General features: G+C 70.7%; 18 protein-coding genes. 13 read left to right on the top strand and 5 right to left on the bottom strand.

Going from position 1 to position 20,151, the window contains the following annotated elements:
- Nucleotides 1–3 precede the first annotated feature (3 nt).
- The 7 genes from ACWD3I_RS36485 (at nucleotide 4) to ACWD3I_RS36455 (ending at nucleotide 6,936) form a co-directional block, all read left to right on the top strand.
- A complete protein-coding gene (locus ACWD3I_RS36485; protein ID WP_046261824.1) occupies nucleotides 4–1,044 on the top strand; it encodes a helix-turn-helix transcriptional regulator in 1,041 nt (346 codons plus the stop codon).
- Nucleotides 1,041–1,334 (top strand): hypothetical protein, encoded by a 294-nt coding sequence (locus tag ACWD3I_RS36480; RefSeq protein WP_365395661.1) that lies wholly within the window; start codon nucleotides 1,041–1,043, stop codon nucleotides 1,332–1,334. Before ACWD3I_RS36485 ends, ACWD3I_RS36480 begins: the two co-directional genes overlap by 4 nt.
- Nucleotides 1,335–1,344: 10 nt before the next feature.
- Nucleotides 1,345–1,539: a hypothetical protein gene (locus tag ACWD3I_RS36475; RefSeq protein ID WP_365395658.1), complete on the top strand. Its 195-nt coding sequence runs from the start codon at nucleotides 1,345–1,347 to the stop codon at nucleotides 1,537–1,539.
- A gap of 266 nt (nucleotides 1,540–1,805) precedes the next feature.
- On the top strand, nucleotides 1,806–2,096 hold the full coding sequence (gene tatA, locus ACWD3I_RS36470) for a Sec-independent protein translocase subunit TatA (protein ID WP_266894732.1): 291 nt from the start codon (nucleotides 1,806–1,808) through the stop codon (nucleotides 2,094–2,096).
- Nucleotides 2,097–2,143: 47 nt separating this feature from the next.
- The gene (tatC, locus tag ACWD3I_RS36465) at nucleotides 2,144–3,112 is read left to right on the top strand and encodes a twin-arginine translocase subunit TatC (protein WP_365395655.1); all 969 of its coding nucleotides are present in this window, start codon (nucleotides 2,144–2,146) and stop codon (nucleotides 3,110–3,112) included.
- 31 nt (nucleotides 3,113–3,143) lie between these two features.
- Nucleotides 3,144–4,034 (top strand): diacylglycerol kinase, encoded by an 891-nt coding sequence (locus ACWD3I_RS36460; protein WP_365395652.1) that lies wholly within the window; start codon nucleotides 3,144–3,146, stop codon nucleotides 4,032–4,034.
- 40 nt (nucleotides 4,035–4,074) lie between these two features.
- On the top strand, nucleotides 4,075–6,936 hold the full coding sequence (locus tag ACWD3I_RS36455) for a DEAD/DEAH box helicase (protein WP_365395649.1): 2,862 nt from the start codon (nucleotides 4,075–4,077) through the stop codon (nucleotides 6,934–6,936).
- A 70-nt stretch (nucleotides 6,937–7,006) separates the two neighbouring features.
- Here ACWD3I_RS36455 and atzF read toward each other — a convergent pair whose 3' ends face one another.
- Genes atzF through ACWD3I_RS36435 form a run of 4 tightly spaced genes read right to left on the bottom strand, consistent with a single transcriptional unit; the run spans nucleotide 7,007 to nucleotide 13,587 of the window.
- On the bottom strand, nucleotides 7,007–8,653 hold the full coding sequence (atzF, locus tag ACWD3I_RS36450; protein ID WP_365395647.1) for an allophanate hydrolase: 1,647 nt from the start codon (nucleotides 8,651–8,653) through the stop codon (nucleotides 7,007–7,009).
- A 13-nt stretch (nucleotides 8,654–8,666) separates the two neighbouring features.
- Nucleotides 8,667–12,170 carry a 5-oxoprolinase/urea amidolyase family protein gene (locus ACWD3I_RS36445; RefSeq protein WP_365395644.1) on the bottom strand — a complete coding sequence of 1,168 codons (3,504 nt, stop codon included), beginning with the start codon at nucleotides 12,168–12,170 and terminating at the stop codon, nucleotides 8,667–8,669.
- Nucleotides 12,167–12,766 carry an urea amidolyase associated protein UAAP2 gene (locus ACWD3I_RS36440; protein ID WP_365395641.1) on the bottom strand — a complete coding sequence of 200 codons (600 nt, stop codon included), beginning with the start codon at nucleotides 12,764–12,766 and terminating at the stop codon, nucleotides 12,167–12,169. Before ACWD3I_RS36440 ends, ACWD3I_RS36445 begins: the two co-directional genes overlap by 4 nt.
- Complete coding sequence (locus ACWD3I_RS36435; protein ID WP_365395639.1) at nucleotides 12,763–13,587, bottom strand: urea amidolyase associated protein UAAP1; 825 nt, start codon at nucleotides 13,585–13,587, stop codon at nucleotides 12,763–12,765. The genes ACWD3I_RS36440 and ACWD3I_RS36435 overlap by 4 nt, the downstream gene beginning before the upstream one ends.
- Nucleotides 13,588–13,753: 166 nt before the next feature.
- Between ACWD3I_RS36435 and ACWD3I_RS36430 the strand changes: the two genes are divergently transcribed.
- The 6 genes from ACWD3I_RS36430 to ACWD3I_RS36405 all read left to right on the top strand — a co-directional run bounded on the left by ACWD3I_RS36430 (nucleotide 13,754) and on the right by ACWD3I_RS36405 (nucleotide 19,180).
- Nucleotides 13,754–14,380 (top strand): TetR/AcrR family transcriptional regulator, encoded by a 627-nt coding sequence (locus tag ACWD3I_RS36430; RefSeq protein ID WP_267018014.1) that lies wholly within the window; start codon nucleotides 13,754–13,756, stop codon nucleotides 14,378–14,380.
- Nucleotides 14,381–14,631: 251 nt separating this feature from the next.
- Nucleotides 14,632–16,215, top strand: coding sequence for a sensor histidine kinase (locus ACWD3I_RS36425; RefSeq protein WP_365395635.1), 1,584 nt, complete (start codon nucleotides 14,632–14,634; stop codon nucleotides 16,213–16,215).
- On the top strand, nucleotides 16,212–16,619 hold the full coding sequence (locus tag ACWD3I_RS36420; RefSeq protein WP_046261836.1) for a roadblock/LC7 domain-containing protein: 408 nt from the start codon (nucleotides 16,212–16,214) through the stop codon (nucleotides 16,617–16,619). The genes ACWD3I_RS36425 and ACWD3I_RS36420 overlap by 4 nt, the downstream gene beginning before the upstream one ends.
- On the top strand, nucleotides 16,616–17,023 hold the full coding sequence (locus ACWD3I_RS36415; RefSeq protein WP_365395632.1) for a DUF742 domain-containing protein: 408 nt from the start codon (nucleotides 16,616–16,618) through the stop codon (nucleotides 17,021–17,023). The genes ACWD3I_RS36420 and ACWD3I_RS36415 overlap by 4 nt, the downstream gene beginning before the upstream one ends.
- The gene (locus tag ACWD3I_RS36410; RefSeq protein ID WP_266894751.1) at nucleotides 17,004–17,624 is read left to right on the top strand and encodes a GTP-binding protein; all 621 of its coding nucleotides are present in this window, start codon (nucleotides 17,004–17,006) and stop codon (nucleotides 17,622–17,624) included. The genes ACWD3I_RS36415 and ACWD3I_RS36410 overlap by 20 nt, the downstream gene beginning before the upstream one ends.
- Before the next feature lie 62 nt (nucleotides 17,625–17,686).
- Nucleotides 17,687–19,180, top strand: coding sequence for a cytochrome P450 (locus ACWD3I_RS36405; protein WP_365395627.1), 1,494 nt, complete (start codon nucleotides 17,687–17,689; stop codon nucleotides 19,178–19,180).
- Here the strand turns inward: ACWD3I_RS36405 and ACWD3I_RS36400 are convergent.
- Nucleotides 19,174–20,121: an RluA family pseudouridine synthase gene (locus ACWD3I_RS36400; RefSeq protein ID WP_365395624.1), complete on the bottom strand. Its 948-nt coding sequence runs from the start codon at nucleotides 20,119–20,121 to the stop codon at nucleotides 19,174–19,176. The genes ACWD3I_RS36405 and ACWD3I_RS36400 overlap by 7 nt on opposite strands.
- Nucleotides 20,122–20,151 lie beyond the last annotated feature (30 nt).

The following is a 20,151-nucleotide window of genomic DNA, read 5'->3' as shown; positions in this document are numbered from 1 at the left end:
ACAGTGGCAGGCAAACCGGTCAGGCCCGTCAACGCCATCGACCAGACCCGGCGGATGCTCTCCCTGGTGACCTATCTGAAGGAGCGGCCCGGCGCCCGTGTCGAGGACGTCGCCCGTGCCTTCGGTATCACCGAGGACGAGCTCGTCTCCGACCTCGACGTGCTGCCCATGTGCGGCACCAGCTTCCGCGGCGGCGACCTCCTCGACATCGACACCGACGGCGAGCGCATCTGGTGGCACAACCCCGATGACGTCGCCGAGCCGCTGCGGCTCGCCGCCGACGAGGCCACCGCGCTGCTCGTCGCCGCCCGGGCCGTCTCGACCCTGCCCGGTCTGCGCGAGGGCGACCGGCAGGCGCTGCTGCGGGCCACGGCGAAGGTGGAGACCGCGGCGGGGGAGCAGGCGGGGGCCAGCTCCCGGCTGTCGGTGACCTTCGAGTCCGAGGGCGGGGTCTTCGCCGACGTCGACCGCGCGATCTCCGAGCGGCGCCGGCTGTGGATCCGCTACTACTCACCCGCCCGCGACGAGGTCACCGAGCGCGAGATCGACCCGATCCGCCTGGTCAGCGTCGGTCACACCTACGTCGAGGCCTGGTGCCGCCGCTCCGAGGCGCGCCGCACCTTCCGGCTCGACCGGGTCGCCGAGATCAAGATCCTCGACGAGCCGTCCGCGCCGCCCGAGATAGAGCTGCGGGACCTCTCGGAGGCGCTGGTGCAGCCGGCCGCCGAGGACCCGGAGGTCGTCGTCGAGGTGAGCCCGGGCGGGCGCTGGGTCGCCGAGTACTACCCGCACGACAGTGCGGATGAGCTTGCCGACGGCGGGCTGCGTATTACCCTCCGCACCCCCGACCCGACGTCCCTGCGACGCCTGGCGCTGCGGCTCGGCCGCGACGGCCGTATCGTCTCGCCGCCCGAGCTCGCCGACAGCGCCCGGCAGGCGGCCCGTGAGGCGCTGGCGGCGTACGACGGGGTCGAGACGCAGGGTTCACACCGAACTCACACGAACGACGACGGTCAGTACGACAGGCAGGAGCAGGAGCTTTGAGCGAGTCGGCGATGTCTGGTGTGCAGGAGATGTCGGTGGCGTCCGCGTTCTCGGGAATGCGGAGCGTCTCCCCGATGGTGTTCCGGGCGGGCTGCCCGGACTGCCGCGGCCGGTTCGAGCTCGCCGCCGGGGCCCTGCGGCTGGTCGTCGGCGCCACCAGCAAGACCACCTTCTACTCCTTCACCTGCCCCGACTGCGCCGCCTCCGTCCGCAAGCCCGCGGGGGAGCGGATCGTCGAGCTGCTGACCGGGGGTGGGGTCAGCACCTTGCGGCTCCACTCCACCCTCTAGGCTCGGCACCATGTTCTGGCCGATGTTCGCGATCGCTGTGGGTTTCCTGGGTCTCGTCGTGCTCGGAGTGCTCGCCGTGCGGGTGTTCCTGGAGGCGCAGCGGCTGGGCCGGCAGGTCGCGGACTCGGCGCAGCGCATCGGCAGGGCCGCGGAGGACCTGGAGCGGGCCGCGATGAGCACCGCCCGCTCCGTGGATGCGCTGTGAGTCCTGCTGTGCACGGGATGTGAGTCCTGCGCCGGAAGCGTTTTGGGTCACTTCGCCCTGTCACCCCGGGGGGCCGGGCAGGTACGCTGCTGGTCGCGGACCGGAGAACGAGGCCCGGGTCGCGGTCCGGGAGTACGCACGGGGATTGCCTCACGTTCACCCCTGAGCGTTACGATCGCTGACAACACGATCGTTCGGACACCTGTCCGACCGGTCGGACAGCGCAGCACCCCACCCCAGCCGCCTCGGTGAGAAGGTAAAGACTTATGTTCGGAAGGCTCGGCGCCCCCGAGATCATTCTCATCCTCGTCGTCATCATCCTGCTGTTCGGCGCGAAGAAGCTTCCCGACATGGCGCGCTCGCTCGGCAAGTCCGCCCGCATCCTCAAGAGCGAGGCGAAGGCGATGAAGTCCGAGGGCCAGGACAACGCGACCGCCGCGTCCGCCCCGCCCCAGGACGACCAGCAGCCCCAGTCCCAGCGCACCATCCAGGCCGCCCCCGGCGATGTGACCAGCTCCCGCCCGGTCACCGAGCCGACGGACACGACCAAGCGCTGACGCAGGGCCGGTGACCTCCGGCCCGCTGCACGAGATGGGAACGTGGGTTGCTGAAGTCTGCCCGCAATGAGGAGAAGGATCCCGAGGGGCGGATGCCCCTTGCGGATCACCTTCGTGAGCTCCGCAACCGGCTCGCGAAGGCACTGCTGGCCATCGTCCTCGTGACGATCGTCGCCGCCTTCTTCTACAACGACATCATCAACTTCCTGACGAAGCCGATCCTGGACTCGATCGGCTGCGAGCAGAGCTTCGCGGAACTCGCCAGGTCGGCCTCCTCCGACCAGCAGACCGTCGAGAAGTGCGCCCGGATCACCATCAATGGTCTGCTCGCGCCCTTCAACCTGGCTCTCCAGGTCTCGTTGATGGCCGGTATCGTGGTCGCCTCGCCGATCTGGCTGTACCAGCTCTGGGCGTTCGTCGCCCCGGGTCTGCACCGGCACGAGAAGAAGTACGCCTACGCCTTCGTCTTCACCGGTGCCCCGCTGTTCTTCCTCGGCGCCTACTTCGCGTACTCGGTGCTCCCCACCACCGCGAAGGTGCTGATCGACTTCACGCCGAGCGGCAGCATCGACAACCAGCTCCCGCTCGACGATCTGCTCCAGCTCGTCACGCGCATGGTGATCGTCTTCGGCCTCTCCTTCGAGCTGCCCCTGCTGCTGATCTTCCTGAACCTCACCGGGATGATCACCGGCAAGCGCATGCTCGGCTGGTGGCGCGGGATGATCATGGGTATCACCGTGTTCGCCGCCGTCGCGACACCGAGCACCGACCCGCTGAGCATGCTGGCGCTGGCCGGCCCGATCTGGGTGCTGTACTTCGGCGCGACGCTGTTCTCCCTGGTCAACGACAAGCGTCGGCGCCGCCGCGATGCCGAGGGCCCCGCCGATGACGAGGCCTCCGACCTGGACCTCACTCCCGAGGACATCGGCGGGATCGAGACGGTCTCCGCCAGCCGGGCAGTGCCCGAGCAGGCGTCGGGAACGGACCGGGTCAACGGTTATGACGACGTGACCTGAAGATCGACCAGCCGCTCGTAGGGTCAGTGACGTGACCAGCGAGATCACCCTCTTCGTCAACCCCACCGCGGGTCGCGGCCGGGGCGCCCACGCGGCGCAGCCGGCCGCTTCCGCTTTGCGGGCGGCCGGTTTCTCCGTGCGTACGGTCCTCGGGGAGAACGCCGAGGACGCCCTCACGCGCGCGCGTGCCGCCGTCGCGGGCGGCACCGGTGCCCTGGTCGCCGTCGGGGGCGACGGCATGGCCAACCTGGCCCTCCAGGCCGTCGCCGGCACCCGCACCCCGCTCGGCCTGGTCGCCGTCGGCACCGGCAACGACCTCGCCCGCGCCCTGGGCCTGCCCGTGCGGGACCCGGCCGCCGCGGGCCGACGGATCGCCGAGGCGCTCAAGGGCGGCGACCTGCGTGACATCGACCTGGGCCAGGCCGACGGCCGCTGGTTCGGCACCGTCCTCGCCTCCGGCTTCGACTCCCGCGTCAACGACCGCGGCAACCGCATGCGATGGCCGACGGGCCGCTTCAAGTACGACCTCGCGATGATCGCCGAACTGGCCGCCTTCAAGCCCTTCCCGTACCGGATCAGGCTGGACGACGGCGAGGTCCGGGAGATCGAGGCGACCCTCGTCGCGGTCGGCAACGGATCGTCGTACGGCGGGGGCATGCGGATCTGTCCCGGCGCCGACCTCACCGACGGACTGTTCGACATCACCGTCGTCGGGGACTGCAGCCGGGCCACGCTGCTCAAGGTGTTCCCGAGTGTGTACCGGGGCACGCATGTCGACCATGCCGAGGTCACCGTGCACCGGGCCGCGAAGATCGAGATCAGCGCTGTCGGGATCACGGGGTACGCCGATGGGGAGCCGCTCGGGCCGCTGCCGCTGACCGCGCGTTGCATTCCGGGAGCGGTGCGCGTCGCGGGGCTCTGAAGTGCACGGACCCGGGGTTTGACAAGACGGGATCCGGATAATGATCGTCCTGTTGTCAGTGGGGCCCGGTACGCTCGAAAGCACGATGACAGAGGACCTCTCACCGGCCGAGCGGTACGCGGCCGCGCGCGTGCGCGCTGCCGAGCAGGCCACCGCGCTCGCCGACTTCCGCGAGATGTACGACTTCGGCCTCGACCCCTTCCAGATCGAGGCCTGTCAGGCGCTCGAGACGGGGAAGGGCGTGCTGGTGGCCGCCCCCACCGGCTCGGGCAAGACGATCGTGGGCGAGTTCGCCGTCCACCTCGCCCTGCAACAAGGCAAGAAGTGCTTCTACACGACGCCCATCAAGGCGCTGTCGAACCAGAAGTACGCCGACCTGTCGCGTCGTTACGGCGCCGACAAGGTCGGTCTGCTCACCGGCGACAACAGCGTCAACTCCGACGCCCCGGTGGTCGTGATGACCACCGAGGTGCTGCGCAACATGCTGTACGCGGGTTCGCAGACCCTGCTCGGCCTCGGGTACGTGGTCATGGACGAGGTGCACTACCTCTCCGACCGCTTCCGCGGTGCCGTCTGGGAGGAGGTGATCATCCACCTCCCGGAGTCGGTCACCCTGGTCTCCCTCTCGGCGACCGTGTCCAACGCCGAGGAGTTCGGCGACTGGCTCGACACCGTCCGGGGCGACACCGAGGTGATCGTCTCCGAGCACCGGCCCGTGCCGCTGTTCCAGCACGTGCTCGCCGGGCGGCGGATGTACGACCTGTTCGAGGAGGGCGAGGGCCAGAGGAAGGCCGTCAACCCCGACCTCGCACGGCTGGCCCGGATGGAGGCGCAGCGCCCGTCCTACCAGGACCGCAGACGCGGCCGTGCGATGCGTGAGGCCGACCGGGAGCGGGAGCGCAGACAGCGGTCGCGGGTGTGGACCCCGGGGCGGCCCGAGGTCATCGAGCGGCTCGACTCCGAAGGGCTGCTGCCGGCGATCACCTTCATCTTCAGCCGGGCCGCCTGTGAGGCCGCCGTACAGCAGTGTCTGTACGCCGGTCTGCGGCTCAACGACGACGAGGCGCGGGGCCGGGTGCGCGCTCTCGTCGAGGAGCGCACCGCCGCCATTCCGACCGAGGATCTGCACGTCCTGGGTTACTACGAGTGGCTGGAGGGCCTGGAGCGCGGCATCGCGGCCCATCACGCGGGCATGCTGCCGACCTTCAAGGAGGTCGTCGAGGAACTGTTCGTGCGGGGCCTGGTGAAGGCCGTGTTCGCGACCGAGACGCTCGCGCTGGGCATCAACATGCCCGCGCGCTCGGTGGTGTTGGAGAAGCTCGTCAAGTGGAACGGCGAGCAGCACGCGGACATCACGCCGGGCGAGTACACGCAGTTGACCGGGCGTGCCGGGCGGCGCGGTATCGACGTCGAGGGCCACGCGGTCGTGCTGTGGCAGCGTGGGAGCAGTCCTGAGCATCTGGCGGGGCTCGCGGGCACGCGTACGTATCCGCTGCGGTCCAGCTTCAAGCCGTCGTACAACATGGCGGTCAACCTCGTCGAGCAGTTCGGGCGGCACCGGTCGCGTGAGCTCCTCGAGACGTCCTTCGCGCAGTTCCAGGCCGACAAGTCGGTCGTGGGGATCTCGCGCCAGGTGCAGCGCAACGAGGAGGGGCTCGAGGGCTACAAGGAGTCCATGACCTGCCACCTCGGCGACTTCGAGGAGTACGCGCGACTGCGGCGCGAGCTGAAGGACCGCGAGACCGAGCTGGCCCGGCAGGGCGTCAGCGAGCGGCGGGCCGAGGCGGCCGTCGCGCTGGAGAAGCTCAAGCCGGGTGACGTCATCCATGTGCCGACGGGCAAGTACGCCGGGCTGGCACTGGTGCTGGACCCGGGGCTGCCCGCCGGGCGGTCCAACGGGCATCGCGGGTTCGAGCACCACGACGGGCCGCGCCCGCTGGTGCTGACCGCCGAGCGGCAGGTCAAGCGGCTTGCCTCGATGGACTTCCCGGTGCCGGTCGAGCCGTTGGATCGGATGCGGATCCCGAAGTCCTTCAACCCGCGCTCACCGCAGTCGCGCCGGGACCTCGCCTCCGCACTGCGTACCAAGGCGGGGCACATTCCGCCGGAGCGGGCTCGCAAGAAGCGGTCGCAGGCCGCGGACGACCGCGAGATCGCGCGGTTGCGGACGGCCATTCGGGCCCATGCGTGCCATGGGTGCGACGAGCGTGAGGACCATGCGCGGTGGGCCGAGCGGTACCACCGGCTGCTGCGGGACACCTCGCAGCTGGAGCGGCGTATCGAGGGCCGTACCAACACCATCGCGCGGACCTTCGACCGGATCGTCGCGCTGCTGACCGAGCTGGACTATCTGCGGGGCGACGAGGTCACCGAGCACGGGAAGCGGCTGGCGCGGCTCTACGGTGAGCTCGATCTGCTGGCCAGTGAGTGTCTGCGGGCCGGGGTGTGGGAGGGGCTCTCTCCTGCTGAACTCGCGGCGTGCGTCTCCGCGTTGGTGTACGAGGCGCGGGTCGGTGACGATGCGATGGCGCCCAAGCTGCCGTCGGGCAAGGCGAAGGCCGCGCTCGGGGAGATGGTGCGGATCTGGGGGCGGCTCGACGCGCTGGAGGAGGACTTCCGGATCACGCAGACCGAGGGTGTGGGGCAGCGGGAGCCGGATCTCGGGTTCGCCTGGGCCGCGTACATGTGGGCTTCCGGGAAGGGGCTCGATGAGGTGCTGCGTGAGGCGGAGATGCCGGCGGGGGACTTCGTGCGGTGGTGCAAGCAGGTGATCGATGTGTTGGGGCAGATCTCCGCGGCCGCGCCCGTTTCTGGTGGGCAGGGGTCTACGGTCGCGAAGAACGCGCGTAAGGCTGTGGATGAGTTGCTGCGGGGGGTTGTCGCCTACTCGTCTGTGGGGTGACGGGTGCGTTGGCGGGTGCGGGTGGGCTGTGGCTGGTCGCGCAGTTCCCCGCGCCCCTAGGTGGGCTGTTCTACCCGGCGTTCAGATATGAGCGCCAGCCTCCGTGGTGTGTGATGTCCTCGGTGTTCTTTAGAGCGCTTGGCTCGCACAGGAAGCCGGGGACCCGGCTGCCGTCCGCCAGCTCTACGCTGCCCAGGGTCATCGGGCGGGGGAGTGCGGACAGCAGGCGCCCCAGGCCCTCTGCCGGTAGGTGCCACACCTCTGCCTCGACCGCGGCCCCGCCCTCGCCGACATGGACCAGGCCCGGCTTCGGTGGGGTCGTGCGCAGTGCGTGCAGCCGGTAGACGGGGGCCGTCGTGGTCGTGCGGTCCAGGCGGGCGCCCAGGGCCAGGAGTTGGGGGTTCAGTGGCTGGCCCGAGAGGTGGGCGCCTACCACGGCCAGCCGTGTCTCGGGCTGGAGCAGCGCGGCGATTCGGGTCAGTCGTTCGTCCGTGAACGCCGGGCCGATCAGCATCACGCCGAAGGGGAGGCCGGTGACCTCGCCCGCGGGGACGGCCACCGCCGCCAGGTCGAAGAGGTTGGTGGAGTTGGTGAAGCGGCCGAGGCGGGCGTTGGCGCCCAGTGGGTCGGCGGCGACCTCGGCGAGGGTGGGGTGGCCCGGTGCGGTGGGCAGCAACAGGGCGTCCGTGTCGGCGAGTTCTGCCTCGGCCCGGGCCCTCAGGGCCGCGAGTCGGTCCTGGTCGGTGTAGAGCTGGTGGGCGGGGATGTCGCGGGCGCGGGTGATGATGCCGGCGACGGTGGGGTCCAGGCCGACGCCACCCTCTGAGGCCAACTTGTCGACAAAGCTCCCCACTGCGGTGTAGCGCTCGGCGACGAAGGCGCCCTCGTAGAGCATCGCGGCGGCTTCGGTGAAAGGGGCGAGGTCGATGGGGTGGATCGACGCGCCGGCGGTGATGAGCTGCTCCACCGCCGCCTCGTAGGCCTCGGCCCAGCCCTCGTCCAGCTCGCCGAGCTGGTCGCGCGACGGGACCGCGACGCGCCACGGTCCCGGCTTTCGCTGGGGGAGCGGGGGGAGGTCGCGGTCCGCTGGGGACGCCATGAAGGACAGTGCCTGTTCGGCTTCCGGGAGGGTGCGGGCGAAGACCGTCACGCAGTCGATGGACGCGCAGGCCGGGACGACGCCGGTCGTCGGGACCAGGCCCCGGGTGGGCTTGAGGCCGACGATGCCGTTGAAGGCGGCCGGCACCCGGCCCGAGCCCGCGGTGTCGGTGCCGAGGGCCAGGTCGACGATGCCGAGGGCCACCGCGACGGCTGAACCGGAGCTGGAACCGCCGCTGATGCGTGCCGGGTCGTGGGCGTTGCGTACCGCGCCGTGGGGGGAGCGGGTGCCGACCAGGCCGGTCGCGAACTGGTCCAGGTTCGTGGTGCCGAGCACGATCGCGCCCGCCGCCCTCAGCCGGGCTACCACCGGTGCGTCGGCCTCGGGGTGATAGGCGTACGCCGGACAGCCCGCGGTCGTGGGCAGCCCCGCGACATCGATGTTGCCCTTGGCGGCGAGGAGGCGACCGGCGAGGGGGAGGTGCTCACCGGCGGCCACGCGTGCGGCCAGGGCGCGCGCCTCCGCCTCGACCTCGTCCTGCGGGCGCAGGTCGATCCAGATCTCGGGGCGGGCCACCGCCTCGATGCGTGCGTAGGCGGCTCGGACTCTGGACAGCATGTGTTCTCCTCTTTCAGTTCACGGGAGCGAGCACGACCAGCGCCGTCCCCGCCTCCACCTGGTCGCCCGGCCTCGCCAGGATCTCCGTCACCACTCCGTCCATCGGCGCGTGCACCCTGGACTCCATCTTCATCGCCTCCAGCGCGAGCAGTGGCTGGCCGACGGTGACCTCGTCGCCCGGCTCGACGTTCAACTGCCAGACGGAGGCCGTGAACTCTGCTTCGACGACCCGGCCGCCCGTGGGGATCTCGACGGATGCCGCGGGAGGGGCCGGGGCGCTCACCGCGTCCGCTCGGGCGAACTCGCCCGCCGCCTCCCAGGCGTCGCGCTCCGCCGCGAAGGCCTCCTGCTGGCGGGCCCTGAACTCCGCTATGGACTCGGCGTTCTCGGCGAGGAACGTCTGGTACGCGGAGAGGGAGAACGTTCCCTCCTCGATCCGTGGCACGAACCGCCCGGACGTGATGTCGGCCCGCAGTTCCAGGAGTTCGTCGGCGTCGACCGGATACCACTTGATCCGGTCGAAGAACCTGAGCAGCCAGGGCGAGCCCGGCTCGAACGCGCCGCGCTGCTGCCACCCCGACCACACCTGGGTCGTACGGCCCACGAACTGGTAGCCGCCGGGTCCCTCCATGCCGTAGACGCACAGGTAGGCGCCGCCGATACCGACGGAGTTCTCCGCGGTCCAGGTACGGGCCGGGTTGTACTTGGTGGTCACCAGACGGTGCCGTGGGTCGAGGGGCGTGGCCACGGGCGCGCCCAGGTAGACGTCGCCCAGGCCCAGTACGAGGTACTCCGCGTCGAAGACCGTGTCGTAGACGTCGTTCACCGAGTCCAGGCCGTTGACCCTGCGGATGAACTCGATGTTCCACGGGCACCAGGGCGCGTCGTCCCGTACCCCCGCCATGTAGCGGGCGATCGCCTCACGGGTCGCCGGGTCGTCCCAGGACAGCGGGAGATGGACGGTCCGGGAGGGCACGACGAGCTCGTCGCTCGGGGGGAGGGACCCGGTGATCTCCCGTACCGCGGCAAGGAGTTCGTGTTGCGGGAGCCGCCGTGGGTCCGTCTGGATCTGGAGGGAGCGGATGCCGGGTGTGAGGTCGGTGACCCCGTCCGGACAGGCGTCGGCCACCGCCTCCATCAGCGCGTGGACGCGCATGCGCAGCGCCAGGTCGAGCTGCATCGGGCCGAACTCGACGAGCAGGTTGTCGTCGCCGCTGCGGCGGTAGGTCACATCGCCGTCGCGGGCGAGGACGCCGCCGTCGACGATGGCCGGCCGGGGCTCTCCGTCGACGCCCACCGGGAGGAACCGCACGGTGTCGCCGGGCCGCAGCTGGCCCAGCTTCCAGCGCTCGCCGCTGAGCACGGTCGCCGGGCACACGAAACCACCGAGTGAAGGGCCGTCCGGGCCCAGCAGCACCGGCATGTCGCCGGTGTAGTCGACGGCGCCGACGGAGTAGGGGGTGTCGTGGATGTTGGACGGATGCAGGCCCGCCTCACCGCCGTCGGTGCGCGCCCAGCGCGGCTTCGGACCGATGAGGCGGACTCCGGTGCGGGCCGAGTTGAAGTGGACCTTCCAGTCGGCGGCGTAGAAGTCGTGGATGTCGTCCTCGGTGAAGAACTCCGGTGCCGCATGAGGGCCTTCGGCGGTGCCGATGTGCCAGGTCCGGGTGAACAGGGGCGGGTCGTCGACCGGCCTGCCCTCGACGCGGCCTCCCCCGTGCAGGACGTCCCCCGTCCGCAGGGCGCGCCCGCCGTGCCCGCCGAAGCGGCCCAGCGTGAAGGTGCTCGCGCTGCCCAGGAACGCGGGTACGTCGAGCCCTCGGGCGAACAGCACATAGGTCCGCAGGCCGTGTTCCAGAGGCGCCCCGACCTCCAGCACGGCCCCCGCGGGCACGGTCACCGGCTCCCACTGGGCGACCGCGGAGCCGTCCACGGTCACCGGGGCGGGTGCTCCCGTCACACACACGGTGGTGGCGTGGCTGAACCTCAACGACGGGCCCTGGAGGGTGCATTCGAGCCCCGCCGCGCCCTCGTGGTTGCCGAGCGCCTGGTTGCCGAGCCGGAAGGACAGGTCGTCCATCGGGCCGCACGGGGGCACCCCGACCTGCCAGTAGCCGGTACGGCCCGGCCAGTCCTGCACGGTGGTGAGGGTGCCGGCGGAGACGACCTCGATCCGGGGAGTACGGTCGCGCACCCCGGCCAGGGTCGCCGTCGAGTGGGTCGCCCCGGCGAAACGGGAGTCCGCGAGCGCCGCCCTGAGCAGGCCCAGGTTCGTCTCGATGCCGTCGACGCGGGTGCGGGTCAGCGCCTCGTCGAGCCTCTGGAGCGCATGGGCCCGGTCCGAGCCGTACGCGATCACCTTCGCGAGCATCGGGTCGTACGACGTCGTCACCTCGGTACCGGTCTCCACCCAGCCGTCGACGCGCACGCCCGGCGGGAACTCGACCCGCGTCAACAGGCCCGCGCTGGGCCGGTGTTCGCGGGACGGGTCCTCGGCGTAGATCCGGGCCTCGACGGCGTGACCGCGCGGGCCGTCCGGGTCGCGCACGACGTCCCGCTCGCCGCGGGCCAGTCGCAGCATCCAGGCGACCAGGTCGACGCCGTAGATCTCCTCGGTGACCGGGTGTTCCACCTGGAGGCGGGTGTTGACCTCCAGGAAGTACGCCTCCTCGCGGGCGGCGTCGTAGACGAACTCGACGGTTCCGGCGGAGCGGTAGCCGACCGAGGCGCACAGGTCGCGCGCTGAACGGGCGAGCCGCTCGCGCGAGTGTTCCGGCAGTCCCGGCGCCGGGGCCTCCTCCAGCACCTTCTGGTTGCGGCGCTGGAGAGAGCAGTCGCGGTCGCCGAACGTGACGACTCGGCCCTCTCCGTCGCCGAAGACCTGCACCTCGACATGGCGGGCGTGTTCGACCAGGCGTTCCAGGAAGACACCCGCGGAGGAGAAGGAGGCGGCGGCGACACGCTGCACCCGCTCCCAGGCGTCCGCGAGCTCATCGCTGGAGCGGCATGCCGACATGCCGATACCGCCGCCACCGCCGGTCGCCTTGAGCATGACGGGATAGCCGATGACCTCGGCCTGCGCGAGGGCCTCAGCGAGCGAGGCCAGCAGTCCTGTCCCCGGCGCCAGCGGTACCCCCGCCGTCTCGGCCGCCGCCCGTGCCGTGTGCTTGGCTCCGAAGAGCTCCAGCTGCTCCGGCGTCGGGCCCACGAACACGATCCCGGCCTCTTCGCAGCGCCGTGCGAAGGCGGCGTCCTCGGACAGGAAGCCGTATCCGGGGTGGATGGCTCCCGCCCCGGTGTCCTTGGCCGCCTTCAGCACCAGATCCGCGTCGAGGTACGACTCCTTGGCGGGTGCGGGTCCCAGTCGGACGGCCTCGTCCGCGAGCCGGACATGAGGGGCCGAGCGGTCCGGGTCGGAGTACACGGCGACCGTGCGCAGGCCGAGTTCGCGGGCGGTGCGGATGATCCGTACGGCGATCTCGCCCCGGTTGGCGACGAGGAGGGTGTCGAAGGTCATCCGGTGGCCCCGATCGTCATCTCCACCGCGGTCGGCTCGAAGCCGTTGCAAGGGTTGTTGATCTGCGGGCAGTTGGAGACGAGCACCAGGACGTCGCACTCGGCGCGCAGGGTCAGCTTCAGGCCGGGTGCCGAGATTCCGTCGACGATGCCGAGGGTGCCGTCCTTGTCGACCGGCACGTTCATGTACCAGTTGATGTTGGAGACCAGGTCGCGCTTGCCCAGGCCATGACGGGCGCCCTCCGCGAGGAAGTTGTCCACGCACGCGTGCTGCGACCAGGTGTGGTGGCCGTACCGGAGGGTGTTGGACTCCTTGGAGCAGGCGCCGCCGACCGTGTCGTGGCGGCCCACCTCGTCGTCGACCACGGTCATCAGCGGGGTGTGCTCGTTCGACATCAGCACGGTGCCCGTGGTCAGGAAGACGTTGCCCTGGGCGTGGATCGTGTCGGGCGCGCTGTAGCGGACGGAGGTGTCGTGGGCGTCGTAGACGAGGAAGTCGACGGCCTGGTTGCCGTGCAGATCGGTGACGGTGAGGGTCTCCCCGGTGCGGACGACGGAGGACCAGGCGGCACGGGCGGGAACGACGGTCGTGGTCATGCGAGCCCCCTCGCGGCAAGGAATTCGGCGGTGTTGAGGAAGGCGCGGCGGCCCTCGGGGGTGGCGTCCCACAGCGGGGCGCCGGGCTCGGTCGCGGCGGCCCGCCAGGCGAGCACCTCCAGCGGGGTGCTGACGTAGTCGGGGCGCGGGTCGGCGGGGTGCGGCACGTTGGCGAGGAGCACGGTGACGTCCTGCTCGGCTCGCAGCGTCACGCTCGCGCCCGGACCCGCCGATCCGGTGAAGTCGAGGGCGCCGTCCTCGCGGACCTCCACGCCCTGGAAGAAGGAGAGCGACGGCGGCAGATCGCGCGGGGCGAGTCCGTTCTTCGCGGCCGCCAGCTTGAACAGCTCCCGTCCGGCGGGGGAGCCTGACTGCGGGGTGCCGTCGCCGTACCGCTCGGCGTTCCGTACGAGGGTGGAGGTGCCGCACAGGGCGTCGTGGTGGCCGGAGGTGTCGGTCACCAGCGAGGCGAGGACCCGGCCCTGGTCGGACAGGAGCAGTACGCCCTCACCCAGATAGGCGTTCCACTGCACCTTCACCGTGTCGGCCACGTTCAGCCGCTCCCAGGGCCGGTCCGCCGCGTACAGCAGCAGATGCGCGCAGGCGTCGCCGTGCAGGTCGGTCAGGCGCAGCTCGGTGCCGCGGGCGAGTACGCGGTGTGTGTAGTTGCCGCCCGCCACCGTCTCGGCCCAGACCAGGGGTCCGGCCTCACGGGGCGGTCGCGGCCAGTCCGCCGCCGGTACGACGGGCATGGCCTCGGCGTGGGCGCCCTCCTGGGCGCGGGCGTGATCGCGGGCTCCGTAAGTGGTCGATGTCGCCATCGCGGGACCTCCGGCTCCGGTGCTATTTCTGTCGTGCGACAGAAATTAGGAGCGGGGTGGGTCGCGGGCGTTGCCCGGGAGTTGCGGAGTGGTTACCGAGCCCTCACCCGTGCCGGCCGGGCGCTGCCGAAGATCACCGGATGGTGCCCTGTGCGAGGATCGGCGTATGGGAACGACGGGTGGACGGCGGGTCGGCAGGCCGCGTGCCGCGCAGCGGCCGGACAGCGGGCTCGAGCCGCGTGACGAACTGCTCGCCGCCGCCGCCGAGTTGTTCACCACCCGGGGCTACGCGGCCACCACCACCCGGGCCGTCGCCGAACGCGCGGGCATGCGCCAGGCGTCCATGTACCACTACGTCTCCGGCAAGGAGGAGCTGCTCGCCCGGCTCCTGGAGTCCACGGTCACCCCGTCGCTCGGGTACGCCCGCGAGCTCCTCGCCGACGACGCGACCGCGGCCGAGGACCGGCTGTGGGAGCTGTGCCGTGCGGACGTGGAGCTCCTGTGCGGCGGCCCGTACAACCTGGGCGGCCTCTATCTGCTGCCCGAGGTGCGCGCCGAGCGGTTCGCCGGCTTCCATGCCGTGCGCGCCGAACTCAAGGACGCCTACCGGCAGTTGCTCGCCGCGACCGGTGCCGGTGGCGCGCTCGCCAAGAGCGAGCTCGATCTCCGTACGGATCTGTTGTTCGGGCTGATCGAGGGGGTCATCCTCGTCCACCGCTCGGACCCCGACCGCCCGGTGGCGGTGTTTGCGGAAGCCACCGCGGACGCGGCGCTGAGGATCGCCGGCACCTGACCTTCACCCGTCACGGTGAGTGGTTTTCGTATGCCCGTACGCCGTGACACACCGTGTGCGAACGGAACCTCTACGTGTAAATGGAGCCGAGGGTACTCCTTGTTCGCGCCCCATTTCAGGTGCTTGCTGAATATGACACGGCGATGATCCGGTCGGACTAAGCTCGCCCGCGGCGCACCGAGTTGAGATGTATTCGTGCGCTTGTTCCCTATGTATGCGCATCCAAGCCGATTCGTTTTCGAGGGCCTTACATGGTGAGTGTTCAATCCCCACCCGTACGCCGTGAACTTCCCTACGCGCGCGTGCTGTTGTTCCCCGCGATACTGATGGCCGCGGCCACCGGAGCCGCAGCCGCCGTGGTCCAGGAGCCGGCCCGCACGGCCGTCGCCTGGTGCGGTGCCGTCGCCACGCTCCTGGTGCTCGCGGCGGCTTCCGAAGTGGTGCGTCGCGGCCGGGCCCTGCGTGACCTGCGTGCCGAGTACGCCCGTAACAGTGCGTATCTGGAACGACGGGTCGGCTCGCACGAGGAGGACATGCTCCGCCTCGCGAAGGAGATCACCCCCGCCGCCATCTACCGGTTGCGATCCGGAAATTCCCCCGGGGAGGTGATTCGCCAACTCGGTGACATCGACCCCACCTACCGCGAACTGCCCGAGTCGCAGATCATGTTGATCCACTCGGTGCTCGACATCATCGACCGCGAGGAAGCCCTCCGCGACTCCACACAGCGCTCCTTCGTCTCCATCGCCCGCCGTGTCCAGGCGATCGTGCACCAGCAGAACAAGGAACTCCGCGAGATGGAGGAGGACCACGGCCGCAACCCCGAGGTCTTCGACGACCTTCTGCGCATCGACCACGGCACCGCGCTGATCGGCCGGCTCGCCGACTCCATCTCCGTGCTCGGCGGCGGCCGCCCCGGCCGTCAGTGGCCCGATCCCGTCCCGCTGTACAGCGTGCTGCGCGGCGGCATGTCCCGCATCCTGGAGTACCGCCGCATCAAGCTGGACTCCATCGCCCAGGTCAACATCCGCGGCATCTCCGTCGAGCCGGTCATCCACGCCGTCGCGGAGCTCCTGGACAACGCCACGCGCTACTCGCCGCCGCAGACCAAGGTGCACGTCACCGCCAGCGAGGTGCAGACCGGCGTCGCCGTCGAGATCGAGGACGCCGGCGTCAGCTTCAGCGAGGAGGCCCGGGCCAAGGCCGAGGGCATGCTGGAGAGCGCCAAGGCCGGTGTCGACCTCCAGGACCTGGGTGACTCCCCGCGCCTGGGCCTGGCCGTCGTCGGCCGGCTGTGCACGCAGTTCAACATGCAGGTCTCGCTGCGCTCCTCGGCGTACGGCGGTGTCCGCGCCGTCCTGATCGTGCCGCGCGAGATGATGACCAGCGATCCGGCCCCCGGACTCGCCCACGGCATCGGCGCCGGCGCCGTGCCGAAGACCGAAGGTGCGCTCGAAGGTCCCAAGCGCGCACCGAAGAGGCGGCGTCCCACCAGCCCGCGCATCCCCGTCGGCGTGTCCATGGAGGACGACGTCCCCGAGGTCACCGAGTGGACCGCCGGCGGGCTGCCGCAGCGCCGCAGCCGGGTCAAGACGCCGCTGCACCAGCGGTTCGCCGAGCAGGCGGCCATCGAGAAGGCCGAGCGGGAGGGCAAGCCGACCATCTGGTCGACGCCCGCCCCCGCCCCCGAGCCGGAGAAGAAGGAACCCGAGCCCGGACTGTGGGTCGAGGCCTTCTGGAACGGACTCAAGGGCGACCCCGACCCGAGCGCACCCACCCAGCAGACCACCGAGCCGGCCCGGACCGAGGCCGACGACGAGAGGGACCACACGTGATCCAGCAGCGCGCCAACTTCGACTGGATGCTCAAGGATCTCGCCGACGGGGTACCAGGCATCGAGATGATCGTGGTGCTCTCCGCCGACGGCCTGCGCATCGCGCGCTACGGCGGCGACCCGGACGCCGCCGACCGTGTCGCCGCGGCCTGTGCGGGGCTCCAGAGCCTCGCACACGCCGTCGCCCACGAGATCCCGGACAGCGACGGCCGGATGAAGATGGTCATCATCGAGATCAACGGCGGCTACTTCTATCTGATGGCCGCGGGCGCCAACGCCTATCTCGCGGTGCTGTCCGACGTGGTCGCCGAACCCGGCCTGATGAGCAACCGCATGCGCGACCTCGTCGTCAGAATCGGCGCCCATCTGACCAGTCCGCCCCGGCGGAACGGGCAGACCGTATGACTCCTCCGCAACGCCGGCGGCGATACCCCAGTCAGGCACCGGAGGAACCGCCCCCGAAACCGGTGGGCGAGGGCCCCGGAAAGCGCCCCCCGGAACGGCTCTACGTGGTCGCAGGGCCGGACGGGGAGCGGGCCGACCTCGACCTGGTCGCGTTAATCGTGGCGCGCGCCGACCCGCCGCCCTCCGCCACTCCTGAGCAGACGGCGATCCTCCGGCTCAGCACGGCCCCGATCTCGGTCGCCGAGCTCTCGGCCTATCTGAGCCTGCCGTTCAGTGTGATGACCGTCCTGCTCACGGAGATGCTGACGGCCGAACTGGTGACGGCGCGCGCCCCGATCGTCCGTCAGGCGCTCCCCGACCGTTCCCTTCTCGAAGCGGTGATGCATGGACTTCAAAGGCTCTGACACCATCCCCGGACCACGCTCAGAGGATCAACTGCCGCACACGGCCCAGGCCGCGGTGAAGATCGTGATCGTGGGCGGCTTCGGAGTCGGCAAGACGACGATGGTCGGGTCGGTCAGCGAGATCAGGCCGCTGACCACCGAGGAGACCATGACCCAGGCCGGGATCGGGGTCGACGACAACTACGGCTCCGAGACCAAGACCGCCACCACCGTGGCCATGGACTTCGGACGCATCAGCATCACCGACCAACTCGTGCTGTATCTCTTCGGCACCCCCGGCCAGCAACGCTTCTGGTTCCTGTGGAACGGCCTGTTCGAGGGCGCGCTCGGCGCGGTGGTGCTGGTCGACACCCGACGTCTGGAGGTCAGCTTCGACGTCATAGGACGGCTCGAGGAGCGCGGTGTGCCCTTCATCGTGGCCGTCAACTCCTTCCCGGACGGGCCCCGTTACCCCATCGCGGACCTGCGCGGCGCGCTCGACCTGGACGAGGGCATCCCCATCGTGGAGTGCGACGCACGCCGCCGGGCCTCCAGCCGCGACACCCTGATGACCCTGATGCGCTTCCTGCACTCGCTCGCGCTGACGGGCCAGCTCACCTGACCGCCCGGTGAGCTCACCCGACTCAACTCCCCAGCAACCGGATCCATTTCGGAGCGATCACCGTGACGCCTGAACCCCAATCCCTGACCGGGGCCGACCCCACGGCCGGCCCGCCCCCCGGCTGCCCCGCCCACGGCCGTGGCCCTGGCGGGCTGCACCGGCTGTACGGCCCCGAGGCGGAGGACCTCGAAGGCCTCTACGAACAACTCCGCGAGGAACACGGCCCGGTGGCGCCCGTGCTGCTCCACGACGACGTGCCGATGTGGATCGTCCTCGGTCACGCCGAGAACCTCCACATGGTGGGCACGCCCTCGCACTTCTGCCGGGACAGCCGCATCTGGACCCCGCAGATCGAGGGCATGGTCAAGCCCGACCACCCGATGATGCCGCACATCGCCTGGGCGCCCATCTGTTCCTACGCCGAGGGCGACGAGCACCTGCGTCTGCGCGGAGCCGTCACCGGCGCCATGTCGACCATCAACTACCGGGCCATCCGGCGCCACATCAACCGCTACACCCAGCGCCTGGTCAACGAGTTCTGCGAGCAGGGCGACGCCGACCTCATCGCCCAGTTCGCCGAGCACCTGCCGATGGCCATCATGTGCGAGATCTTCGGCATGCCGGAGGAGTACAACGACCGGCTCGTGCAGGCCACCCGCGATCTCCTCAAGGGCACCGAGACCGCCAACACCAGCCAGGCGTACGTCATGGGCGTCCTCCAGGGGCTCGCCGCCCGCCGTCGTGAGCAGCCCGGCGACGACTTCGCCAGCCACCTCGTGCTGCACCCGGCGAAGCTCACCGACGACGAGGTCACCACCCACCTGTGGCTCGTCCTCCTCGCGGCCTACGAGGCGACGGTGAACCTCATCGGCAACGTCCTGCGCGCCGTGCTCACCAACCCGGGCTTCCGCGCCCAGCTCAACGGCGGTCAGATGACGGTGCCGCAGGCGGTCGAGCAGTCGCTGTGGGACGAGCCGCCGTTCAGCACGGTCTTCGCCTACTACGCCAAGCAGGACACGGAGTTGGGCGGGCAGCGCATCCGCAAGGGCGACGGTCTGCTGTTCGGCATCGCGCCGGGCAACGTCGACCCGCGGGTCCGGCCCGACCTGGAAGCCAACATGCAGGGCAACCGCTCGCACCTCGCCTTCGGCGGTGGCCCGCACGAGTGCCCCGGTCAGGACATCGCCCGTGGCATCGCCGACACCGGTGTCGACGCGCTGCTGATGCGGCTGCCGGACGTCCAGCTCGACTGCGACGAGGACGAGCTGGAGTGGCGGCAGTCGATCTCCTCGCGCCACCTCGTGGAACTGCCCGTCCGGTTCGCGCCCAAGCCGCAGCAGGACATCATGCAGAAGCCGGGCCACGCCCCGGTTCCGCAGCAGCGGCCCAGCTGGCAGGTCGGCACGGAGCGGCCGCAACCCGCGGCCGTCGAACCCCAGCCCCAGGCCCGGCCTCAGCCCGAGCCCGCCGCCCCGCCGCAGCCCGCGCCGACGCCCGAACCGGCCCGCCCGATGGGCGCCTGGCGTCGCTTCCTGCGGTGGTGGCGGGGTTACTGACCGGCCCGGTCGCCTTGGTCAGCCCAGGCCTCCAGCACCCGAGTGCTTCGGAACCGGTGCTCCGCCCCCGTGAGCGGATCGGTGAAGTCCAGCGCCCGCGCCAGTAGTTGGAGCGGATGCCGGAACTCACCGGCCGGCACGGGGGCGGCGACCTCGGGATACAACGGGTCACCGAGGATGGGTACGCCGAGGGCGTTCATGTGGACGCGCAGCTGATGTGTCTGGCCGGTGGTGGGCGTGAGCCGGTACCGGCCCAACCCGTCACGTCGGTCGAGGAGTTCGACATGGCTGACGGCATTCGGCTCGCCCTCGACCTCATAGGCGGCCAGCACCCCGCGCTCCTTCACGATCCGGCTCCGCACGGTCCTGGGCAGGGCGAGCGCGGCATCGTAGGGCGCGACGGCCTCGTACTCCTTGCGGACCTGCCTGTCCCGGAACAGCGCCTGGTAGGCGCCCCGCTCCTCGGGCCGCACCGTGAACAGCACCAGCCCGGCGGTGAGCCGGTCGAGTCGGTGCGCCGCCCCGAGTTCCGGGATGCCGAGCTCCCGGCGCAGTCGCGCGAGCGCGGTCTGGGTGACATGGCTGCCGCGCGGGGTGGTGGCGAGGAAGTGCGGTTTGTCGACGACGACGATGTGTTCGTCGCGGTGCGCGATCTCCATCTCGAACGGCACGGGTACCTCGTACGGCAGCTCGCGGTGGAACCACACATACATGCCGGGCACGTACGCGGCATCGGGTGCCACGGGAGTGCCGTCCGCCCCGACAACGAGCCCCTGGGCGAACATCCCCTCGACGACTCCGGCGCCCGCACCCCTGAGCCGCTCCACCAGGTGCTCCCGCACGGTGGCCCAGTCGCCCTCGCCCGGCAGCCGCACCCGCACCGGGTCCACCCCGTCGCGCTGGGGCAGTGGGGAGGGTGGGGGAGGGGTGCGGCGTCTCATCGGGATCAAGGGTACGGGGGCCTCCGGCGG

The sequence above is a fragment of the Streptomyces sp. NPDC002817 genome (assembly GCF_053592055.1).
The sequence above is the reverse complement of the archived record's forward strand: the minus strand, read 5'-3'. Positions and strand labels throughout refer to the sequence as shown.